Source organism: Pseudonocardia cypriaca (assembly GCF_006717045.1).
Classification (GTDB): domain Bacteria; phylum Actinomycetota; class Actinomycetes; order Mycobacteriales; family Pseudonocardiaceae; genus Pseudonocardia; species Pseudonocardia cypriaca.
On record NZ_VFPH01000001.1, the window covers coordinates 3,421,208 to 3,441,260 of the forward strand.

At 73.5% G+C, this 20,053-nt stretch carries 17 protein-coding genes; 3 read left to right on the top strand and 14 right to left on the bottom strand.

Annotated features, from left to right (window positions below):
- The first annotated feature begins 92 nt into the window (after positions 1-92).
- Positions 93-2,582 (top strand): hypothetical protein, encoded by a 2,490-nt coding sequence (locus tag FB388_RS16295; protein ID WP_142101811.1) that lies wholly within the window; start codon positions 93-95, stop codon positions 2,580-2,582.
- Here the strand turns inward: FB388_RS16295 and FB388_RS16300 are convergent.
- From FB388_RS16300 to FB388_RS16360, 13 genes are all read right to left on the bottom strand, one after another.
- Positions 2,579-2,875: a hypothetical protein gene (locus FB388_RS16300; RefSeq protein WP_142101813.1), complete on the bottom strand. Its 297-nt coding sequence runs from the start codon at positions 2,873-2,875 to the stop codon at positions 2,579-2,581. The genes FB388_RS16295 and FB388_RS16300 overlap by 4 nt on opposite strands.
- Positions 2,876-2,891: 16 nt before the next feature.
- Positions 2,892-3,893: an RNA polymerase subunit sigma-70 gene (locus FB388_RS16305; RefSeq protein ID WP_142101815.1), complete on the bottom strand. Its 1,002-nt coding sequence runs from the start codon at positions 3,891-3,893 to the stop codon at positions 2,892-2,894.
- A 42-nt stretch (positions 3,894-3,935) separates the two neighbouring features.
- Positions 3,936-5,627, bottom strand: a complete 1,692-nt coding sequence (locus FB388_RS16310) for a sodium/solute symporter (protein WP_246121978.1) — start codon at positions 5,625-5,627, stop codon at positions 3,936-3,938.
- Positions 5,597-5,971 (bottom strand): hypothetical protein, encoded by a 375-nt coding sequence (locus FB388_RS16315; RefSeq protein ID WP_142101817.1) that lies wholly within the window; start codon positions 5,969-5,971, stop codon positions 5,597-5,599. Before FB388_RS16315 ends, FB388_RS16310 begins: the two co-directional genes overlap by 31 nt.
- 13 nt (positions 5,972-5,984) lie before the next feature.
- A complete protein-coding gene (locus tag FB388_RS16320) occupies positions 5,985-6,761 on the bottom strand; it encodes a LytR/AlgR family response regulator transcription factor (protein ID WP_142101819.1) in 777 nt (258 codons plus the stop codon).
- Positions 6,758-7,837, bottom strand: a complete 1,080-nt coding sequence (locus FB388_RS16325) for a sensor histidine kinase (protein WP_142101821.1) — start codon at positions 7,835-7,837, stop codon at positions 6,758-6,760. Before FB388_RS16325 ends, FB388_RS16320 begins: the two co-directional genes overlap by 4 nt.
- Positions 7,838-7,989: 152 nt before the next feature.
- Positions 7,990-8,181, bottom strand: coding sequence for a hypothetical protein (locus FB388_RS16330; RefSeq protein WP_142101823.1), 192 nt, complete (start codon positions 8,179-8,181; stop codon positions 7,990-7,992).
- 55 nt (positions 8,182-8,236) lie between these two features.
- Positions 8,237-9,097, bottom strand: a complete 861-nt coding sequence (locus FB388_RS16335; RefSeq protein ID WP_425468544.1) for a mycofactocin-coupled SDR family oxidoreductase — start codon at positions 9,095-9,097, stop codon at positions 8,237-8,239.
- Positions 9,098-9,211: 114 nt separating this feature from the next.
- On the bottom strand, positions 9,212-10,219 hold the full coding sequence (locus FB388_RS16340; RefSeq protein WP_142101825.1) for a sugar phosphate isomerase/epimerase family protein: 1,008 nt from the start codon (positions 10,217-10,219) through the stop codon (positions 9,212-9,214).
- The gene (locus tag FB388_RS16345; protein ID WP_142101827.1) at positions 10,219-11,397 is read right to left on the bottom strand and encodes a Gfo/Idh/MocA family protein; all 1,179 of its coding nucleotides are present in this window, start codon (positions 11,395-11,397) and stop codon (positions 10,219-10,221) included. The genes FB388_RS16340 and FB388_RS16345 overlap by 1 nt, the downstream gene beginning before the upstream one ends.
- Complete coding sequence (locus FB388_RS16350) at positions 11,394-12,458, bottom strand: substrate-binding domain-containing protein (protein ID WP_142101829.1); 1,065 nt, start codon at positions 12,456-12,458, stop codon at positions 11,394-11,396. The genes FB388_RS16345 and FB388_RS16350 overlap by 4 nt, the downstream gene beginning before the upstream one ends.
- An 18-nt stretch (positions 12,459-12,476) precedes the next feature.
- Positions 12,477-13,514, bottom strand: a complete 1,038-nt coding sequence (locus tag FB388_RS16355) for an ABC transporter permease (protein WP_142101831.1) — start codon at positions 13,512-13,514, stop codon at positions 12,477-12,479.
- The gene (locus FB388_RS16360; protein ID WP_211361943.1) at positions 13,511-15,013 is read right to left on the bottom strand and encodes a sugar ABC transporter ATP-binding protein; all 1,503 of its coding nucleotides are present in this window, start codon (positions 15,011-15,013) and stop codon (positions 13,511-13,513) included. The genes FB388_RS16355 and FB388_RS16360 overlap by 4 nt, the downstream gene beginning before the upstream one ends.
- A gap of 113 nt (positions 15,014-15,126) precedes the next feature.
- Between FB388_RS16360 and FB388_RS16365 the strand changes: the two genes are divergently transcribed.
- Positions 15,127-16,365, top strand: a complete 1,239-nt coding sequence (locus tag FB388_RS16365) for an ROK family protein (protein WP_142101833.1) — start codon at positions 15,127-15,129, stop codon at positions 16,363-16,365.
- A gap of 189 nt (positions 16,366-16,554) precedes the next feature.
- Positions 16,555-19,002, top strand: coding sequence for a putative bifunctional diguanylate cyclase/phosphodiesterase (locus FB388_RS16370; protein ID WP_142101835.1), 2,448 nt, complete (start codon positions 16,555-16,557; stop codon positions 19,000-19,002).
- Positions 19,003-19,033: 31 nt separating this feature from the next.
- Here the strand turns inward: FB388_RS16370 and FB388_RS16375 are convergent, their stop codons facing one another.
- Positions 19,034-19,888: an NmrA family NAD(P)-binding protein gene (locus FB388_RS16375; protein WP_246121980.1), complete on the bottom strand. Its 855-nt coding sequence runs from the start codon at positions 19,886-19,888 to the stop codon at positions 19,034-19,036.
- Between the last annotated feature and the right edge of the window lie 165 nt (positions 19,889-20,053).

Genomic DNA, 20,053 nt, shown 5'->3' on the forward strand with positions numbered 1-20,053 from the left:
TCTCAACGGGACACCCCGGACCGCGACGGCGACCGGGGTAGTCTTGTCGCCGGTTGCCCGGCCGGCACCAGCCATGAGAAACGGAGGTCGGGGTGCGGCTCGGAGACGAGAACGATCTCCCCGACGGGGGCGGCACCGAAAGTCGAGGGTCACTGCCCCAGGACGCCGAGCATCCCCTCGACGTCGCCGCCCTGCGTGCCGACGACGAGTTCATCGAGCAGCTCGCCGCGGGCCTCGTCGCCCCGCGGGACGTACCGACCTCGTCCCGCGGCACCGAGGACGAGCTCGTCGCGATGCTCGCCGCGTGGGTTGCCGAGGTCCGGCCCGAGGCCCTCGCCCCCGCCTCCGATTCCGCGTCCACCACCGGCGTTATCGCCGACACCTCGGTCGACGTTTCCGCACCTGCGGATCCGGGCGATCCCGCTGACGCCACGGCCACCGCCACCGCCACCGTCACCTCGCTGCGCTCCGGCCGGCACCGGAGCACCGTCCCCTACGCCCGGCGGCTCGCGATCGCGGCCGCCCTCGTCGCGCTGGCGACGTCGGGGGTCGCGGCAGGCGCCTCCGACGCGGAGCCCGGCAGCGCCCTGTGGCCCGTGTCCAAGGTCTTCTACGCGGAGCGGGCGCGGTCCGTCGAGGCCGCGGTCGCCGTGAACGACCACCTCGAGCAGGCGCGCGCGGCGCTGCGCGCGGGCCGTCCCGACGAGGCGGCCCGCCAGATCGACGCCGCCGCCGCGACACTGCCGGCCGTCCGGCCCGCCGAGGGCCACGAGAACCTCGCACGGGTGCAACGGCAGCTGGCCGACTCGATCGGCCCGGAAGGTCGCCCCGACCCGGACGCCCCGGAGGCGTCACGGCAGCCCGGTGGCGGCCGGGCCGACGAGGACATCCTCGCCTTGCCACAGGGCGAGGGCCGTGGGCCCTCGGAGCCCGCCGGGCCCGAGACTAGCGGCGCCCCCGGTCCCGCGGCGACCGGACCGGACGCCGGGCCGCAGCTCGCCGCGCCCGAGTCGGGCGAGCCCCAGAGCCCGTCGAGCACCGATCAGAACCCGGCCCCCTCCACGGGCAGCGACGACCCGAGCACCGAACCCACCGGCGTACCCCAGAGCCCGGGGTCCCAAGGCCCCGAGACCCAGAGCCCCGAGCCGCAGACGCCGACCCAGCCTTCCACCGAACCCCAGAGTCCGGCCGATCCGCCCGCCGGCTCCGGCACCGGATCGGGCAGCGGATCGGGCAGCGGCACCGGATCGGGCTCCGGCACCGAGACCGGCTCGAGCGGATCCGAGGGCGAGCCGCAGACCCAGTCCGACGACGATCCCGGCAGCGGGTCGGGCACTGACACCGGGTCCGGCACCGACTCTGGCACCGACACAGGCTCTGGCACCGACACAGGCTCTGGCACCGACACAGGCTCTGGCACCGACACAGGCTCTGGCACCGACACAGGCTCTGGCACCGACACAGGCTCTGGCACCGACACAGGCTCTGGCACCGACACAGGCTCTGGCACCGACACAGGCTCTGGCACCGACACAGGCTCTGGCACCGACACAGGCACCGACACCGGGTCCGGATCCGACACTGGCACCGACACCGGGTCCGACACCGAGGCCGGTTCCGACGAGTCCGGGTCCGTCGACGAGCCTTCGTCGGAGGGGAGCGGCGACGCCGCCGAGGAGCCCGAAGCGGGCACGGCGAGCGACGGTGCGACCGACAGCGGGTCGACCGCCCCGGCCGAAGGTGATGAGGCCCCCGCCGCCCAGGCCGCGCCCGCCCCAGCAGGCGGGGACACGACCGGCGAGGACACGACCGGCGGGGACACCCCCGCCGAGCCGGCCCCGGCCGCCGAGGGTGAGGACGGCGAAGCCCCGGCCGACCAGGCCGCTCCCGCGGAGCCGCTGATCGAGGTTCCCCCCACGGACGACACCGCGGAGGACGTGGCCGAGGACACCGCGGCAGGGGCGGCGGAGGAGGTCGCTGACGCCGCGACCGGTGCGGGTCAGGCCGCGGCGGATGCCGTGGGCGAGGCCACCGGTGGCGCATCCCCCGAGGAGCCGGACGCTTCGGAGTCGGCCGGCTCCGGCGAAAGCTCCAGCGAGAAGGAGAAGCCGAGCATCTCCGGTTCCGCGAAGTCCGGATCGGACGAGTCCGACGGCGACGCGAAGAGCGGCGACGAGAAGAGCAGCGACACCAAGAGCAGCGACGCCAAGGACGAGTCCGAGGACGACGAGTCCGACAGCGACAAGAAGGACAGCGAGAAGAAGGACAGCGACAAGAAGGACAGCGACAGCGAGGACAGCAGCAAGAAGGACGCCGACGAGAAGGACGAGTCCGACGACTCGGCCGACTCGAAGGACTCGAAGGACTCGAAGGACTCGAAGGACTCGAAGGACTCCGACAGCAAGGACAGCGAGGACTCGTCCGACGAGAAGTCGCAGGACGAGGACTCGAGCGACAGCGAGAAGGAGTCCGGCGACGAGGACTCCGACGACTCCGTGCTGTCCGGCGTCACCGATGCCGTCGAGTCCGTGGCGAAGGCGGTGACCTCTGTGGTCACCAACGTCTTCGGCTACCGCTCCTAGTCCTGCTCCGCGGCCCGCCGCGAGACCGCCACGAGCACCGCGCTCTCCTGGCCCTCGTTGTGCAGCGCCCGCACCCCCATCCCGGTGAGCCAGAGGACTTCCCCCGACCGGAAGGTCCGGCGACCGCCTGCCTGGCATTCCACCACCACGGCCCCGCATTCGACGACGACGAGCGCGTCGCGCCACTCCGCCTCCTCGTAGGGCCGGGTGCCGCCGGGACGGATCGTCACGGTGCGGCTCCGGAACGACGGGCCGAGCGGCCGGCCGAGGAACGTGATCGGCTCGGCGTCCACCCCTCCTCCTCCCCCGCTACCGGCTGGCCGGAAGGCCGAGCAGGTCGAAGGCGGGGAACGCCGCCGTGTGCTCGAACGACACGACGTCGGTGATCACGCCGCCCTCGACGCGCAGCACGTCCAGCGCGAGCGCGCGGAACACCGGCTCACCGGGCCTGCGGACGTAGCTCGCCGCCGCGGGCTGGCGGTTCACCCGCACCGGCACCATGAGCAGCTCGCCGAGTGCGGACGGGCCGGCCAGCGCAGGGGCCCAGAGCTCCACGATCGCGTCCCGCCCTCGCGTCACGTCGGGATGCGGCGGCATCGAGAAGACGGCGTCCTCGCGCAGCAGCGCTGCGAGCGCGGTCATGTCGGCGCGCTCGCAGGCTTCCATGAACCGCTGCAGGACGGAGCGCTCTTCCTCGGACGGCCCGGCCGGTGACCACTCCGAGCGCCGCCGCGGCAGGTGCTCGCGCAGGGTGGCCCGCGCCCGCTGCAGCGCGCTGTTGACCGAGGCGACGCTCGACTCGAGCACGGCGGCGCTCTCCGCTGCCGACCAGCCGAGCACGTCGCGCAGCATGAGCACCGCCCGCTGCCGGGGCGGCAGGTGCTGCACGGCGACGAGGAAGGCGAGCTCGATCGTCTCCCGCGCCACGACGGCGGCGTCGGGCTCGGCGTCGGGCGGCGCGGCCATTTCGAGCAGGTTGTCCGGGAACGGCTGCAGCCACGTCACCTCGCCGACGCCGCCGTCACCGCGGGGGCGACGCGGGTGGCGCTCCAGGTGGTCGAGGCATGTGTTGGTGGCGATGCGGTAGAGCCATGCCCGGAAGGTCGAGCGGCCGGCGTAGGTCTCGCGGCGGCGCCACGCCCGCAGGAGGGTCTCCTGGACCATGTCCTCGGCGTCGGTGAAGGAGCCGAGCATCCGGTAGCAGTGCACCTGCAGCTCCCGGCGGTGCGGCTCGGCGAGCGCCGCGAACGCGGCCTGGTCACCGGACCGGACCGTCGTCACCGCACGGGAGATCTCCGTCGCTACCGTCATGCAGGTAGAGACCGGCGCGGGCACCGAAACTCATCGGCGAACTCATCGGCGCCCGGTCTCGGTCTCGTCCAGGTGCAGCCGCAGCATCGCCGCCGACGCCCATGCCGGCGGCCGGCCCCGCAGCGAGACCAGCACCATCGTCGCGAACGCGAGCGGCACCGACCACAGCGCGGGCTGGCCGAGGAGGATCCCGGCGAGTCCCGGCGGCACGCCGAGGAACAGGTCGATCCCGATCACGCCTGCCGACGCCAGCAGGCCGGTCGTCATCCCGACGATCGCGCCGCGGGCCGTGAGCCGCGGCCACCAGATGCCGAGCACGAGCAGCGGGCAGAACGTGGAGGCGGCCACGGCGAACGCCGAGGTCACCAGCACGCCGACGTCGAGCCGGGCCGCGGGGAGGGCGAGCAGCACGATGGCGAGCGCCGCGACGATGGGGGTGAACCGCAGTCGGCGCAACGTACTCGGCACGAGGTCGTGGGACAGGGCGCCGGACACGGCGAGCAGCAGGCCGAGCGAGGTCGCCAGGAACGCCGCGAACGCGCCGGCCGTCAGCAGCGCGGTGAACAGCGTGCCCGCGAAGCCGCCGTCGACGCGGGCCGGGAGCGCGACCACCACCGTGTCGGTGCCCCCGGAGAGGTACAGCTCGGGCAGCAGCACCGCGCCGAGCAGGCCGTACACCGCGGGGAACAGGTAGAAAACGCCGAGCAGGGCCACGGTGATCGCGGCCGTGCGGCGGGCGCCGCGACCGTCGGGGCTGGTGTGGAACCGGATGAGGATGTGCGGCAGCCCCATCGTGCCGAGCACCGTGGCCACCAGCACCGACCAGGTGGCGAGCACGGGGTGGCCGCCCGGGTCGAGCAGCGGGCGCGCCCAGTTCGGGCCACCCGGTGGCCCGGCGCCGACGTGCGGCACCGCGGTGCCGGCGGCGAACTCCCAGGTCTGCCCCGCCTCCGCGTGGTACTCGCCCGGTGCCAGCTCCTCTTGCGCTCCCCCGGCGACGCGCACGAGGGTCGGCTCGGTGAGGGTGAGGGTGGTGTCGAGGCGGAACTGCACCGGGGTGACCACCTGGAAGCGGCTGAACTCGACCGGGGTGAGCGCGTCGCGGCGGGTGTCCGGGCTGACCTGCAGGACCAGCCAGATCGCCGGCACGATGAACAGCACGAGCTTCAGCACGAACTGGAACGCCTGCACGTAGGTGGCCGCCCGCATCCCGCCGAGCGCGAGCGTCACGCTGACGGCGGCCCCGGCGATCACCACGCCCACCCAGTACGGGCTGCCGCTCACCACGCCAAGCACCTGCCCGGCGGCGGTGAACTGCGGCACGAGGTAGAGGCAGCCGATCACCAGCACGACCGCGGCCGACAGCTTGCGCAGGGCGGGCGACCCGAGCCGGGCCTCGGCGAAGTCGGGCACGGTGAGCGCGCCCGTGCGGCGCATCGGGGCGGCGACGAGCGCGAGCATCGCGACGTAGCCGGCGGCGAAACCGACCGCGTACCAGAGCGAGCCGACGCCGTCCTTGACGACGAGGCCGGCGATCCCGAGGAACGACGCCGCGGACAGGTACTCGCCGGACACGGCGGCCGCGTTGACCGTCGGGGAGATCCGTCGCGACGCCACCAGGAAGTCCGAGGTGGTGCGCATGGCCGCGACCCCGCGCGCGCCGATCAGCAGCGTGATCAGCAGTACCGGGACGATCGCGAGGATCACCGCGGCGCCCGCCGCCGGTCCGGCCACGAGCGCTCCACGCGCTCGGCCTTGCGCAGCTGCCACCCGGCGAGCAGCGCCATCAGCGGGAACGGGAGCACGGCGACGGCCAGCCAGGAGACCGGGATGCCGGCCAGCCGCACCGTGTCGAGGGCGGGCAAGGCGGCGAGCACCAGCGGCAGCCCCAGCAGGAGCGCGCCCAGCAGCCCGAGCACCGTGAGCGCGTAGCGCAGCTGCCGGTCGTGGATGCGGCGGGCGCGCTCGGCGTCGGCGGGGGCGAGGTGCGGCGGCGCGGCGGGCGCTCCGCTGCGCCGGCCGGCCAGTGCCACCCGCGTCTGCGGGCTCGTCACGGCGACGCGGCGGGGTTGCTTCATCGGGCCTGCTGTCTCATCGGGCCCGCTGGTCCGGCGGTTCGAAGGCGCCCCTCGTGGCGGCTTCGAGGAGGTGCTCGCGCAGCTCGCGGGCGTGCCGGCGGCTCACCGGGACGTCGCCGACGTCGGTGTGGGCGAGCAGGCCGCCGGACAGGTCGCTGCGCAGCTCGCGGACGGCGGGCACGGCGAGCAGGTAGCTGCGGTGCACGCGGCTGAAGCCGGCGTGCTGCCAGTGCTCCTCGAGACGGGAGATGGGGATCCGCACGAGGTGCGCGCCGGAGGGGGTGTGCAGGCGCACGTAGTCGCCGTGCGCCTCGACGAAGCGCACGTCGTCCCTGCGCACGAAGCGGGTGCGCCCGGCGAGCTCGACCGGCACGGCGGGGAGCGCGTCGACCGGGGTGGGGGCCTGCGTGGTCTCCGCGGCGCCGAACCGCCGCACCCGGGCGATCGCGGCGGCGAGCCGTTCCGCGCTCACCGGCTTCAGCAGGTAGTCCACCGCGCCGATCCCGTACGCCGACGCGGCGTGCTCCTCGTAGGCGGTGACGAACACGACCACCGGCGGGTCGGTCATCCGGGCGAGCAGCGATCCGAGCTCGAGCCCGTTCATGGCGGGCATCGAGATGTCCAGGAACACGGCGTCGAGCGGGCCGGCCTGGATCAGCCGGAGCGCGGTGATCGGGTCGCCCGCCTCGGCCACTTCCCCCACGTGCGGCGACTCGCGCAGCATCCGGCTGAGCTCCGCCAACGCCGGCGCCACGTCGTCGACGGCGAGCACCCGCATGCGGCGGGTCATTGGACCACCACCCCTGGTTGGAACCGGGGCAGGCGCAGCAGCACGCGCGTGCCGGCGCCCTCCCCCGTCTCGATCACGAGACCGTAGCCCGGTCCGAACACCGTGCGCAGCCGCCGATCGACGTTCACCAGTCCCATGCTTCCCGGGGAGCCCTGTCCGGCCAGCACCGCGGCCGCGTAGTCCGGGTCCATGCCCGGCCCGTCATCCTCCACCGCGATCACGCACTCGGTGCCGTCGGCCTCGCCGCTGACCTGCACGAGGCCGCTGCCGCCCGGCAGCTCCACGCCGTGGCGGACGGCGTTCTCCACGAGCGGCTGGAGCGCGAGGTAGGGCAGCGCGACGGGCAGGATCTCCGGGGCGATGCGCACCTGCACCTTCAACCGCTCCCCGAGCACGGCCCTGGCGAGCGCCAGGTAGGCCTCGATCGCCCGGAACTCGCCCGCCACGGTGGTGTAGTCGCCGTGGCGGGCCAGGCTGTGGCGCGTGTACTCGGCGAAGTCGAGCATGAGGTCACGGGACCGCTCGGGATCGGACTTCACGAACGACGCGATCGCGGTGAGGCTGTTGTAGACGAAGTGTGGCGAGATCTCCGCGCGCAGCGCCCGCAGCTCGGCCTGCTCGGCCACGGCCGCGGTCTCCTCCAGCCGGGCCCGCTCGAGGGCCTCCCCCAGCCAGAGCGCCGCCTCGCGCGCGGCAGCGGCGGCCACCGGCCCCGCCACCACCAGGACGCCGGCCAGCTCGTCCCTGGCGTGCACGGGAAGCGCGATGATCCCCCGGGCGGCCGCGCGGGCGTCGCTGCTCAGGACCGCATCGGCGAGGGCGTCGGCGTCGTCGGGCACCCGCCCCGACCACACCAGCGCGCCGTGCAGGCCTCCGATCCCCACCGCGTCCGCCTCGAGCATCCGGCGCAGCCCGCGTGCCGCCCCGATCGCGTCGGGCCCGCCCAGCCCGCCCCGCACAGCGGACGCGATCCGCCGCGCCTCGGCCAGGGTGGCCACCGTCTCGGTCCCGCCCCGTCCGCGGCGCCACCGGCGGCGGGAACTCTCCGGCGCGGGATCCGCGTCCACTGCAACCATCGCCGCCTCCGTCGCCCGAACAGCGTGACGTTAGGTCACTCGGGCCGCGGAGCCAAGGACATCCACATCGGACATTGCGGGCAGGCGTCCTGCACCGGCTCCCGACCGGCTGAGACCCCGGTCGGACGTTCAGCGGCGGTCCGGGCCCGCCGCTAGCCGATGGCCGGCGCCTGTCCGCCCAGACCGTCGGCGAGCTCCTGCGGATCGAGGTCGAAGCTCCGCAGCAGGTCCGCGTCGCGCTCCGTGTCGACCTTCTCGGGCAGTTCCGCATCTGCCCGAGCAGCGGCGTCGGCGCTGCCGGAGCTCCGGATCCGCTCCACGACCATGCCCTTCGGAATCTGCACGCTTTCGGGTACCCCTCGACGAGCTCCCGCCAACCGACCCGACTCGTCAGCGGCGTCAGGTTGTCGCAAGGTGGCTCCCGGCGATCCGGTCGCCGCGGGCGGCCGTCACTTCTGCAGCATCCCGGCGTCGACGGGCAACGCCACGCCGGTGACGTAGCGGGCCTCCTCGGAGGCGAGCCACACGATGGCGTTGGAGATGTCGACCGACTCGATCAATCCGACGGGGCAGCAGGTTGTACATGTTCGCCTGCCCGCTCGTGTCCTCCGTGAACCGCGCCGTGACGTCGTTGACCACCATGGGGGTGTCGACGCCCGTCGGGTGCACGGTGTTGACGCGGATCGAGTGGGGGGCGAGCTCCACGGCGAGCGCGCGCATCAGCCCGACGAGGCCGTGCTTCGCCGTCACGTAGTGCCCGATGCGGGCCATGCCCTTCAGCCCGGCCGCCGAGCTGATGAGCACCATGCTCCCGCCGTTGCCGGCCGCGACCATGGCCGGCACCGCGGCCCGCACCGTCTTCCACACGCCCGTGAGGTTCACCGCGAGCAGCTCGTCCCACTGCTCCTCGGTGAACGACCACGTGTTCTCCGCGAAGGACACGATGCCCGCGTTGGCCACCACGACGTCGAGGCGCCCGAACTCGCGCAGGCCCTCGTCGACAACCGCCTGGACTGCCGCGGCGTCCCGCACGTCGGCCTCGCGGGCGACGATCCGCCGGTCGACGTCCTCGACGAGCTTGACCGTCTCGGCTAGGTCCTCGGGCGTGGCCATCGCGTAGGGGACCGTCTCGAGCTGCCCGCACACGTCGAAGGCGATGATGTCGGCGCCCTCCTGCGCCAGCCGCGCCGCGTGCGACCGGCCCTGCCCTCGGGCCGCCCCGGACACCAGCGCGACCTTGCCCTCGAGCCGTCCACCCATGTCGTCTCCTCCCCCACGGACGTTCCCGGCGATCCTCTCGGCCGCCGGAAGTGCAGCAAAGCCACTTTCCCGCACCGAGATGGCGGGAAAGTGGCTTTGCTGCGGTGGAAGGCGCTACGAACCGCTGCTGAACGCCGCGTCGAAGGCCGCGGACGGCGGGTCGAACGCCGTGCGCTTCACGAAGGCCAGTGCGTCGGGGGCGCCGACGAGGCGGTCCATGCCGGCGTCCTCCCACTCCACGGAGATGGGCCCGTCGTAGCCGATCGTGTTGAGCATGCGGAAGCAGGCCTCCCACGGGACGTCGCCGTGGCCGGTGGACACGAAGTCCCAGCCGCGCCGCGGGTCGGCCCACGCGAGGTGGCTGCCCATCCGGCCGTTGCGGCCGTTGCCGACCTGGCGCTTCGCGTCCTTGCAGTCGACGTGGTAGATCCGGTCCTTGAAGTCCCACAGGAACCCGACCGGGTCGAGGTCCTGCCACACGAAGTGGCTCGGGTCCCAGTTGAGCCCGAACGCCTCCCGGTGCCCGACGGCCTCCAGCGCGGCGACCGTGGTCCAGTAGTCGTAGGCGATCTCCGACGGGTGCACCTCGTGGGCGAACCGGACCCCGACCTCGTCGAACACGTCGAGGATCGGGTTCCAGCGGTCGGCGAAGTCCTGGTAGCCCTCGTCCACCATCGACTGCGGCACCGGCGGGAACATCGCGACGGTCTTCCAGATCTTCGACCCGGTGAACCCGACGACGGTGTTCACGCCGAGCTTCGCCGCGGCCCGAGCGGTGTACTTCATCTCCTCGGCGGCGCGCTGCCGCACGCCCTCGGGGTCGCCGTCACCCCAGACGCGCGGGTGCACGATGCCGCGGTGCCGCTCGTCGATCGGGTCATCGCAGACCGCCTGGCCGTTCAGGTGGTTGGAGATCGCGAAGACCTGCAGCCCGTGCTTGTCCAGGATCTCCTTGCGCCCTGCGATGTAGGAGTCGTCCTCCACCGCGGCCCGGACGTCGAAGTGGTCGCCCCAGCAGGCGATCTCCAGACCGTCGTAGCCCCACTCCCCGGCCAGCCGGGCGACCTCCTCGAACGGCAGGTCGGCCCACTGCCCCGTGAACAGCGTGATCGGTCGTGCCATCAGTCCTCTCCTGCGATCGGTTCCCAGCTGCTGCCGGACTCGGCCGAGCGGACCACGGCGTCCAGCACCTGCTGGACCTGCAGCCCGTCGGCGAACGACGGGGTGGGGTCGTTGCCCGCGGCGAGGTCGCGGACCAGGTCCACGACCTCGTGGGTGAAGGAGTGCTCGTAGCCGAGCCCGTGGCCGGGCGGCCACCACGCTCCGACGTACGGGTGGGTCGACTCGGTGACGTAGATCCGGCGGAACCCCGCGGTGCCGGGGTCCTCGGTGCCGTCGTAGAACGACAGCTCGTTCATCGACTCGAAGTCGAACGCGAGCGACCCGGCGCTTCCGTTGATCTCCAGGCGGATCGCGTTCTTGCGGCCGGTGGCGAACCGGGTGGCCTCGAACGACGCGACCGCGCCGCCGCCGAAGCGGCCGATGAAGAGCGCGGTGTCGTCGACCGTGACCTCGCCGCGTTCGCTCGACCCGGACGCCGACAGCCCGCTGGACGCCTCCGGCAGGGGGCGCTCCTTGACGAACGTCTCGGTGAGCGCGGAGACACCGGTGAGGCGGTCGCCCGTGACGAACTGCGCCATGTCGACGATGTGCGCGCCGATGTCACCGAGCGCGCCGGACCCGGCCTTGTCCTTCTGCAGCCGCCAGACCAGCGGGAACTCCGGGTCGACGATCCAGTCCTGCAGGTAGACGGCCCGGACGTGGCGGATCTCGCCGATCCGGCCCTGCTCGACCAGCTGGCGGGCGAGCGCGACCGCCGGGACGCGGCGGTAGTTGAAGCCCACCATGCTGAGCACGCCCTTGGCCTTGGCGGCCTCGGCGGCCGCGACCATGGCCTTCGCCTCGTCGACGGTGTTGGCGAGCGGCTTCTCGCACAGCACGTGCTTGCCGGCCTCCAGCGCGGCGATCGCGATCTCGGCGTGGGTGTCGCCCGGGGTGCAGACGTCGACCAGCTGCACGTCGTCGCGGCCGAGCAGGGCCTTCCAGTCGGTCTCGGTGTGCCGCCAGCCCATGCGCTGCGCCGCCGCGGCGGTGGCGTCGGCGTTGCGCCCGCAGAGCACCGCCATGTCCGGCTGCAGCGGGAGGTCGAAGAACCGTCCCGCCGTGCGCCAGGCCTGCGAGTGGGCGGCGCCCATGAAGGCGTAGCCGACCATCCCGACGCCGAGGGTGGCACCAGTCATGACTCGAACCCGAGAGGCAGGTAGTTGGCCACGTTCTCCTTCGTGATGGTCGCCGACGCCAGCGTGATCGACGCCGGCACCTCCTGTTCGGCAAGATCGCTCATGCCCCGACCCTGCGCCACGAGCCGGGCGAGCGCAACGGCCGAGGACGCCATCGACGGGCTGTAGGTCACCGTGGCCTTGAGCACACCGGTGTCGGCCTGGATCTCGCGCATCGCGTTGGCCGAGCCCGCGCCGCCGACCATGAAGAACTCGTTGCGGCCGGCCTGGTTGATCGCTGCGAGCACGCCGATGCCCTGGTCGTCGTCGTGGTTCCACACGGCGTCCAGCCGGGGGGATGCCTGCAGCAGGTTCGCGGTGACCTCCTGGCCGCCCTGGGCGGTGAAGTCGGCGGCCTGGCGCGGGCCCACGGCGAAGCCGTAGGTGGCCAGCGCTTCGGCGAACCCGCGGCTGCGCTCCTGGGTGAGCGGCAGGCTGTCGATGCCTGCGATCTCGGCGATGATCGGGCTGGCCACACCGGCCTCGCGCAGCCGGGTGCCGATGTAGTGGCCCGCGCTCACGCCCATGCCGTAGTTGTCGCCGCCGATCCAGGTGCGGTACGCGAGCGGCGAGTCGAAGATCCGGTCCAGGTTGATCACGGCGACGCCGGCGTCCATCGCCTGCCGCCCCACGCGGGTGAGCTGGCTGCCGTCGTTGGGCAGGATCACCAGCGCGTCGACGCCCCGGTTGATCAGGGTCTCGACGGCCGCGATCTGCTGGGCGATGTCGTTGGTCGGGTTGACCGCCTCGAACGTGACGTCGGGGAACTCCTCCGCCTGCGCCTGGGCGTTGTTCGCGATCGCCGCGATCCAGCCGTGGTCCGCGGCGGGCGCCGAGAAACCGATGGTGACGGGGCGGCCGGGCTCGGCAGCCCCCGCGGCGGGCGCGGGTGCGACCGCGGGGCCGCCGCCTCCGCCCGCGGGAGCGTTGCTCGTGCACGCGGTGAGCGCCGCACCGGCGCCGACGCCGAGCGCGCCCGTGAGGAACCTGCGACGGTGCAGGCCCCGGGTGGGATCGGACATTCTCATTCTCCTTCTGGATCAGCCGGTAGCTGACGAGCGCTGGGCGCGGGCCTGGATCAGCACGGCGACGACGATGATCGCGCCCTTCGCGATGTTCTGGACCTCGGTGGCGAGGTTGTTGAGCACGAACAGGTTCGTGATCGTGGTGAAGACGAGCACGCCGAGGATCGAGCCGATCAGCGTGCCGCGGCCGCCGGAGAGCAGCGTGCCGCCGATGATCACCGCGGCGATCGCGTCCAGCTCGTAGAGCGTGCCGTGGGTGCTCGACCCGGTGGTCGTCAGCGAGGCGATCATGATCGCCGCGATGCCGCAGCACAGGCCGGACACCACGTAGAGGCCGATCGTGTGCCGCTTCACGTCGAGGCCCGCCAGGCGCGCGGCCTCCGGGTTGCCGCCGATGGCGAACGTGCGGCGGCCGAACGTGGTGCGGTTGAGCACCACCCAGCCGACCGCCACCACCGCGGCGAAGATGTAGACCAGCAGCGGGATGCCCAGCAGGCGGGTGTTGGCGATGCCGGCGATCACCGGGTCGGTGACGATCTGGCTGCGCCGGCCCGATATCCGCTCGGCGAGGCCCTGCGCGGAGATCAGCATGGCGAGCGTGACGATGAACGGCACGATCCGCCCGTAGGCGATGAGTAGACCGTTCACCAGGCCCGCTCCCACCCCCACGGCGATCGCACAGAAGATCATCACAACCGGGCCGTAGGACTGGGTCGCGACGGTGGTGGCCCACACCGACGCCAGCGCCATCACCTTGCCGACCGACAGGTCGATGCCCCCGCCGATGATCACGAACGTGACGCCGACCGTGAGCACGCCGATGATCGACGCCTGGGTCAGGACGGTCAGCAGGTTCGCCGTGGTGAGGAACGTGTCGGCGGTGGCAACGCCGACGATGACCAGCAGCACCAGCACGGCGACCAGGCCCAGGTTGCGCCCCGCCCCGCTGTCGAGGACGCGGGACCACGCTGAGCGCGGCGGCTCCGCCTCACGGGCGGCCTGCTCCACCCGCGCGTGCTCGTCGGCGGCCGGAACGGCCGTCTGCTCACTCATGTCCTGCTCCCTTCCATGACGAGGTCGAGCACCTTGGCCTCGTCGAGCTCGTCGCCCGGCGCCTCGTGGACCACTCGGCCCTCGCGCACGACGAGCACGCGGTGGGCGAGTCCGAGCACCTCCGGCACCTCGCTGGACACCAGCACGACCGCCGCTCCCTCCTCGGCGAGCCGGTGGACCAGCGCGTAGATCTCGCTGCGGGCACCGACGTCCACGCCGCGGGTGGGCTCGTCCAGCAGCAGCACGGTGCAGCCCTGCAGCAGCCACCGCGCGAGCACGACCTTCTGCTGGTTGCCGCCCGACAGCATCCGCACGGGCCGGGTCGCGTCCCCCGGACGGACGTCGAGCTGCGCGGTGACGCCGGCCGCCGCCTCCAGGTCGGCCTGCGGTCCGAGGAACCCGCCGCGGGCGTACCTGCCCATGCCGGGCAGCGAGACGTTGCGGAACACCGGCTCGGCGAGCAGCAGGCCCTGGCTCTTGCGTTCCTCGGGGGCGAGGCCCATCCCGGCCCGGACGGCGGCGGGCACCGACCCGGGCCGCAGGGCCCGGCCGCGTAGCCGCACCGTGCCGGCGGTGGCCTTGCGGGCGCCGTAGACGGTCTCCAGGATCTCCGAGCGCCCGGACCCGACGAGCCCGGCCAGTCCGACGACCTCGCCCGCGCGCACCGTGAACGACACGTCCGCGAACTCGCCGGCGCGGCCGAGGCCCTCGACCTCGAGCACCACCTCGTCGGAGGGCCGGTTGCGCTCGGGGAACACGTACTCGATGGTGCGGCCGGTCATCAGGCGGATGACGTCGGCGGTGGGTGTGTCGCGGGCCGGGAGGTTCCGGGCGACGGTGCGGCCGTCCTTCAGCACGGTGACCCGGTCGCCGATCTCGCGGATCTCCTCGAGCCGGTGGGAGATGTAGACGACCGCGACGCCGTCGGCGGTGAGCTCGCGGATCACCCGGAACAGGTTCTGGACCTCCTCGGGGTCCAGAACGGCCGACGGCTCGTCCATCACGATGAGCCGGGCGTCGCGAGCCAACGCGCGGGCCATGCTCACCACCTGCTGGCCCGCAGCCGAGAGCCGGCCCAGCTCGCGCCGTGGCGGGATCTCGGGATGCCCGAGCCGCGAGAGGAGCTTGCGCGCGATGTCCTCGGCGGTGCGCAGCCGGCTGAACCCCAGCCGCGACGGCTCGTGGCCGAGCACGATGTTCTCCGCGACCGACAGGCCGGGCACCAGGTCCAGCTCCTGGTAGATGGTGGCGATACCGGCGGCGTCGGCGGCCTGCGGTGCCGCGAACACCACCTGCCGGCCATCCCAGACGATCTCGCCCGCGTCCGGTGAATGCGCGCCGGCCAGCACCTTGATCAGGGTGGACTTGCCCGCCCCGTTCTGCCCCAGCAGGCAGTGCACCTCACCCGCGGCGACGTCCAGGTCGACGCCGTCGAGGGCGCGCACCCCCGGGAACTGCTTCACGATGCTGCGCATCGCGAGCAGTGGTTCTCCAGTCATTCGGCACCTCGTTGTGGCGGCTCCCCCGCGCGCAACCTAGGAGCATTGACCAGTGCCGTGCAAGGACGGAATAATGCCTCTTTCCGTCAGATTTCCGTCGATATCGGACCGTGATGCTCGCATCTTCTCCCCAGGCGCCGCTGCCGCCGCTGCGGCTCGCCACCCCGCCGCTCTCCGGCCGGATCGACACCGCCGTCACGCTCAGCACGGTGGCCCGGCTGGTGGCCTCCGGTGCCGCGCTGAGCAAGGCAGACCTCGTTCCGGCGGCCGGGCTGGCCCGCACCACCGTCAGCACCGCCGTGGACGAGCTGCTCGCGCGCGGTCTGCTGCAGGTCGACGGCACCCGCCCGACCGCAGGCCGCGGCCGCCCCGCCGACCGGCTCGCGCTCTCGCCGCGCGGTGGCCACGTGCTGCTGGCCGACGTCGGCGCGAGCAGCGCGCACCTCGCGATCGTCGACCTCAGCCAGCGGATGCTCGCCCGCACCGAGGTGCCGGTCGACATGACCGACGGGCCCGACCCGGTACTCCGAACGGTGGAGACCCAGCTCACCGAACTGCGGGACGGCGTGCCCCCGGACGTCCCCGTGCGCGCGGTCGTGATCGGCCTGCCCGGTCCGGTGGACGGCACCCACGGCGTCCCGGTCCGGCCGCCGATCATGCCCGGGTGGCACGCCTACCCGGTGGCCGCGCGGCTGACCCAGACCTTCGGCTGCCCCGCCCTGCTGGAGAACGACGTCAACCTCCGCGCGCTCGGGGAGGCGCGGGCGTTGCCTCCCGACCAGGTCCCGCTGCTGTTCGTCAAGGTCGGCACCGGTATCGGCGGCGGGCTGGTGAGCCGGGAAGGGGTGCTGCACCACGGCGCGGATGGCGCGGCGGGCGACATCGGGCACGTCCGCGTGCGCGGCGCCCCGGACGAGCCCTGCGTCTGCGGGAACGTGGGCTGCATCGAGGCGGTCGCATCGGCGGGTGCCATCGCGCGTCGCCTCGGCGGCCCCGGCGGCCCGATCCCGACCGCGGAGGTCCGCGCGCTGCTCGCACGCGGCGACGCCGCCGCGGTCGCGGCCGTGCGCGAGGCCGCCGCCCTGATCGGCGAGCTCGTGGCCACGCTCGTGCACTTCTACAACCCGGCCCGGGTGACGATCGGGGGCGGCCTCGCCGCCGCGAGCGACGAGCTGCTCGCCGGCGTGCGCAGCGTCGCCTACCAGCGCGCCCTGCCGCTCGCCACCCGCAACCTGGTGCTCACCAACAGCGTGCTCGGCGAGTACGCGGGCCTCGCGGGCGCCGCGGTGCTGGGCATCGAACGTGCGCTGTCGGCGGAGTCGATCGGGCTGCTGCTCGCCCAGCGAGGATGAGGTCGTCTTCACGGGATCGGGTGAATAAGGGGACCCCGGTGACACGCGCGCCGGGCGGCCGGATTCACTAGTGCCCTGGCCAGGGAGGTTGGTGCGTCAGATCGGCGGAACCAGGCGCCGCACGTGCCGCCCTCCCCGTCCAGGGCACAAGATCTTCACTGGTCAGGGATCCGGACGGAACGGACGTCGATGAGCCTCACGTCGAGCCCGCTGCCGGTCGCGGCGGAGCGCCGGCGCGGCGGGGCCGCCGCAGTGGCGGCCGCCGTGGCGCTGCTGGCGCTCGCCGGGCTCTGCGCCGCGCTCGACGGGAGCGCGCGGCAGCTGGTGGCCAACCTCGGCGTGCTCGGGCTCGCCGCAGCGGGCGGGTTCGGCTGCTTCGGCGCCGCACGGCGGACCGGGGGGCGGACCCGCCGCGGGTGGGCAGCGCTCGCCGTGGCCTGCTGGTCCTGGGCAGCTGGTCAGGCGGCGTGGACGGTGTACGAGAACGTGCTGGCGATCGAGAGCCCGTACCCGTCCCTCGCCGACATCGGCTTCCTGGGCTTTCCCGTGGCAGCGCTGGTGGGGCTGGCCTTCCTCGCACCGCCGGGCTCCGGTCACGCCACGCCGCGGCGCGTGCTCGACGCCCTCCTCGTCGGCTGCGCCGTGGGGCTGGTCGCGTGGGTGACGGTGCTCGACCCCGTGATCGGCACATCCGGCAACTCGCTGCTGCACGCCGCCGCGTCGGTCGCCTACCCCGTCGCGGACGCCGTGCTGCTGACCGTCACGGTCCTGACGCTCGCCCAGACCCGGGACTCCCCGCTGCGCTGGGGCGTGCTCGGCGCAGCGGTGCTCGCGATGGCCGTGTCCGATGCGACGTTCGCCTACCAGATCGCGGTGGGGACGTACGCCACCGGCTCGACCGTCGAGTGGGGGTGGCGGATCGCCTTCTGCCTGCTCGGGATCGCCGGCACGCTCGTGCGCGGCGGCCCGCCGACCGAGGTGCAGAGCAGTCCCGCACCTCGGGAGTCCGTGCGCGCCGGGCTCCTGCCGTACCTCCCGCTCGCGGTCGCCGCCGTGCTCGTCGCCCTCGAGGCCGCGGGCGGGGTGGGCCTCGACGGCGTGGAGTTCGCGTGCGTCGCCGCGCTGGTGCTGCTCGTGCTCGCCCGCCAGTACGTGACGATGCGGGAGAACCAGGAGCTCACCCGCGCCATCCAGCAACGCGAGGTGCAGCTGCACCACCTCGCCTTCCACGACCCGCTCACCAACCTCGCCAACCGGGCCCTTTTCCTCGACCGGCTCGAACACGCGCTCGACCGCGCCGAACGCACCCGGCAGCCGGTCTCCGTGGCGTTCGTGGACCTGGACGGGTTCAAGGCCGTCAACGACACGCTCGGGCACGCGGCGGGCGACGCGCTGCTCGTCGAGGTCGCAGGCCGGCTTCGCGGGGCGCTGCGCAGCGCCGACACCCTCGCCCGCCTCGGCGGCGACGAGTTCGCCGTGCTCGTCGAGCAGGGCGACGACGCCACGACCGCCGCCCGGCGGCTCCTGGGCACCCTGCGCGACCCGTTCCACGTCCACGGCCGGTCGGTTGCGGTGACGGCGAGCATCGGCGTGGCCACCGTCGAGGCCGGGCAGGACACCGGCACCGACGCGGCCACCCGCGCCGCCACCCTCCTGCACCGCGCCGACGTCGCGATGTACGCGGTGAAGGCGTCCGGAAAGGGGGACGTGGCCGCCCACACCACGGCGCTCGACGGGGAGCCGATGGACCGGAACGGGCGGCACACGGTGCGCCGGGTCCGCCCGCAGCTCCCGGAGGCGTTCGCCGACGCCCTGCACCGCGGCGACGTGCAGGCCATCTACCAGCCCGTGGTGGACCCGGTGTCCGGGCGCATCTCCGCCATGGAGGTGCTCGCCCGCTGGACGCACGAGGGCGAGCCGGTGTCTCCCTCCACGTTCATCCCGGCCTGCGCGGCGGCAGGCCTGTCCGGCCAGCTGACCGCGCTCATGCTGGAGCAGGGGTGCGCCCAGCTCGGCCTGTGGAACGCCGGGCTCGCCCACCGGCGGCTGCGGATCGCGGTGAACGTGGACCCCACCGAGTTCGGTGACAGCGGGTTGCCCGACCGCGTGGCGGGCGTCCTGCGGCGCTACGGGATCTCCCCCGGCCAGCTCGCGCTGGAGATGACCGAGATCGCCGTGAACAACCGGCCCGCCAACGCCGTCGACGTGATGCACCGGCTGCGCCAGCTCGGCGTGCGGATCGCGCTGGACGACTTCGGCACCGGCTACTCCACGCTGGCCCGCCTCGCCCGCACCCCCGTGGACACCGTGAAGATCGACCGCTCGTTCGTGGCGCACATCGACCACGACGAGCAGCAGCGGTGGTTCCTGCGCGGCCTGCTCGACCTCGCCCGCCACCTGGGGCTGCGCACCGTCGCCGAGGGTGTGGAGCGGGCCGGCCAGCTGCACGAGCTGCGCCGCCAGGGCTGCGACCTGGTGCAGGGCCACTTCATCGCCCGGCCCGCCACCGGCGCCCAGCTCACCCCCGCGGTGCTCTCCGACCTCCCGATCCTCGCCCCCCACCTGCGCGGGATGCGGGCGAGCGAGACGAGGCTCGCCGCGGGCCGCTGGTTCCGCCCGGCGTCCGAGCCCGGCTGACGCGCGGTTAAAGGTGGACGACCCGCGGCGGTCAGGCGGGCCGGAACGCCGCCGCGTGTTCGGCGGCCCACTGCGCGAAGGTGCGCGGCTGCCGTCCCGTCACCCGCTCGACGGCGTCGGTCACCACACCCACCTCCGCAGGCACCGTGGCCCACATGTCGAGCATGAACTCGACGCCTTCCGCCGGCCAGCCCTCTGCCGACCACAGCGCGCGTGCCTCGTCGCTGGTGAGCTCGACGAACTCGACCGGGCGACCGGCGGCCGCAGCGATGATCCGCACCTTGTCCGCGGGCGTCAGCGCCTCGGGGCCGGTCACGCGGTAGCACTGGCCGGCGTGCCCGCCGCGCACGAGCAGCGCGGCCACCACAGCGGCGACATCCGCCTCGTCCGCGGACGCGGTGCGCCGGCCGCCGAACGGCTCCCTGACGACACCTTCGGTCCGGATGGACTCGGCCCAGCCCAGCGTGTTCGCCATGAAGTCAACCGGTGCGAGCTGGGTCCACTCCACGTCGCTCGCGGCCACCGCCTTCTCGACGGGCCCCTGCCGGCCGGTTCCGAGCACCGTGACCCGCCGGACGCCCGCCGCGGTGGCGAGGTCGACGATCTCCGGGCCCGTCTCCAGGGGGATGTGGTCCGCCCCGCTGGCGCTGAGCAGGTGCAACGCGGTGGCCCCTTCGAGGGCCGTGCGGACGGTCTCTGGCCGGGTCAGATCACCCTCGGCGATCTCGACGCCTGCGGGCAGGTCGGCGGCCGCCGCGTTGCGGGTGAGGGCACGGACCGGTCGCCCGGCCTGCACCAGCAGGTCGACCACCCGGCGTCCGATGGTGCCGGTTGCGCCCGTCACGACGATCGTCATCGTGTTCTCCTCCGCGTCGGTCTGGATCAACAACGAGGAGCGTACGAAGGATGTAGGCCAATGATTGTCCTAGTTCTGGTGCGAGTCTCGCGCGGGTCCGCCCTTACGGCACGGCGAGTCCGACACCCGGCAGGGCGAATCCGCCAATCCGGCGGGGCGAGGTCGTCGCGGTGGCGTACTCCGCCTGACCCTGCC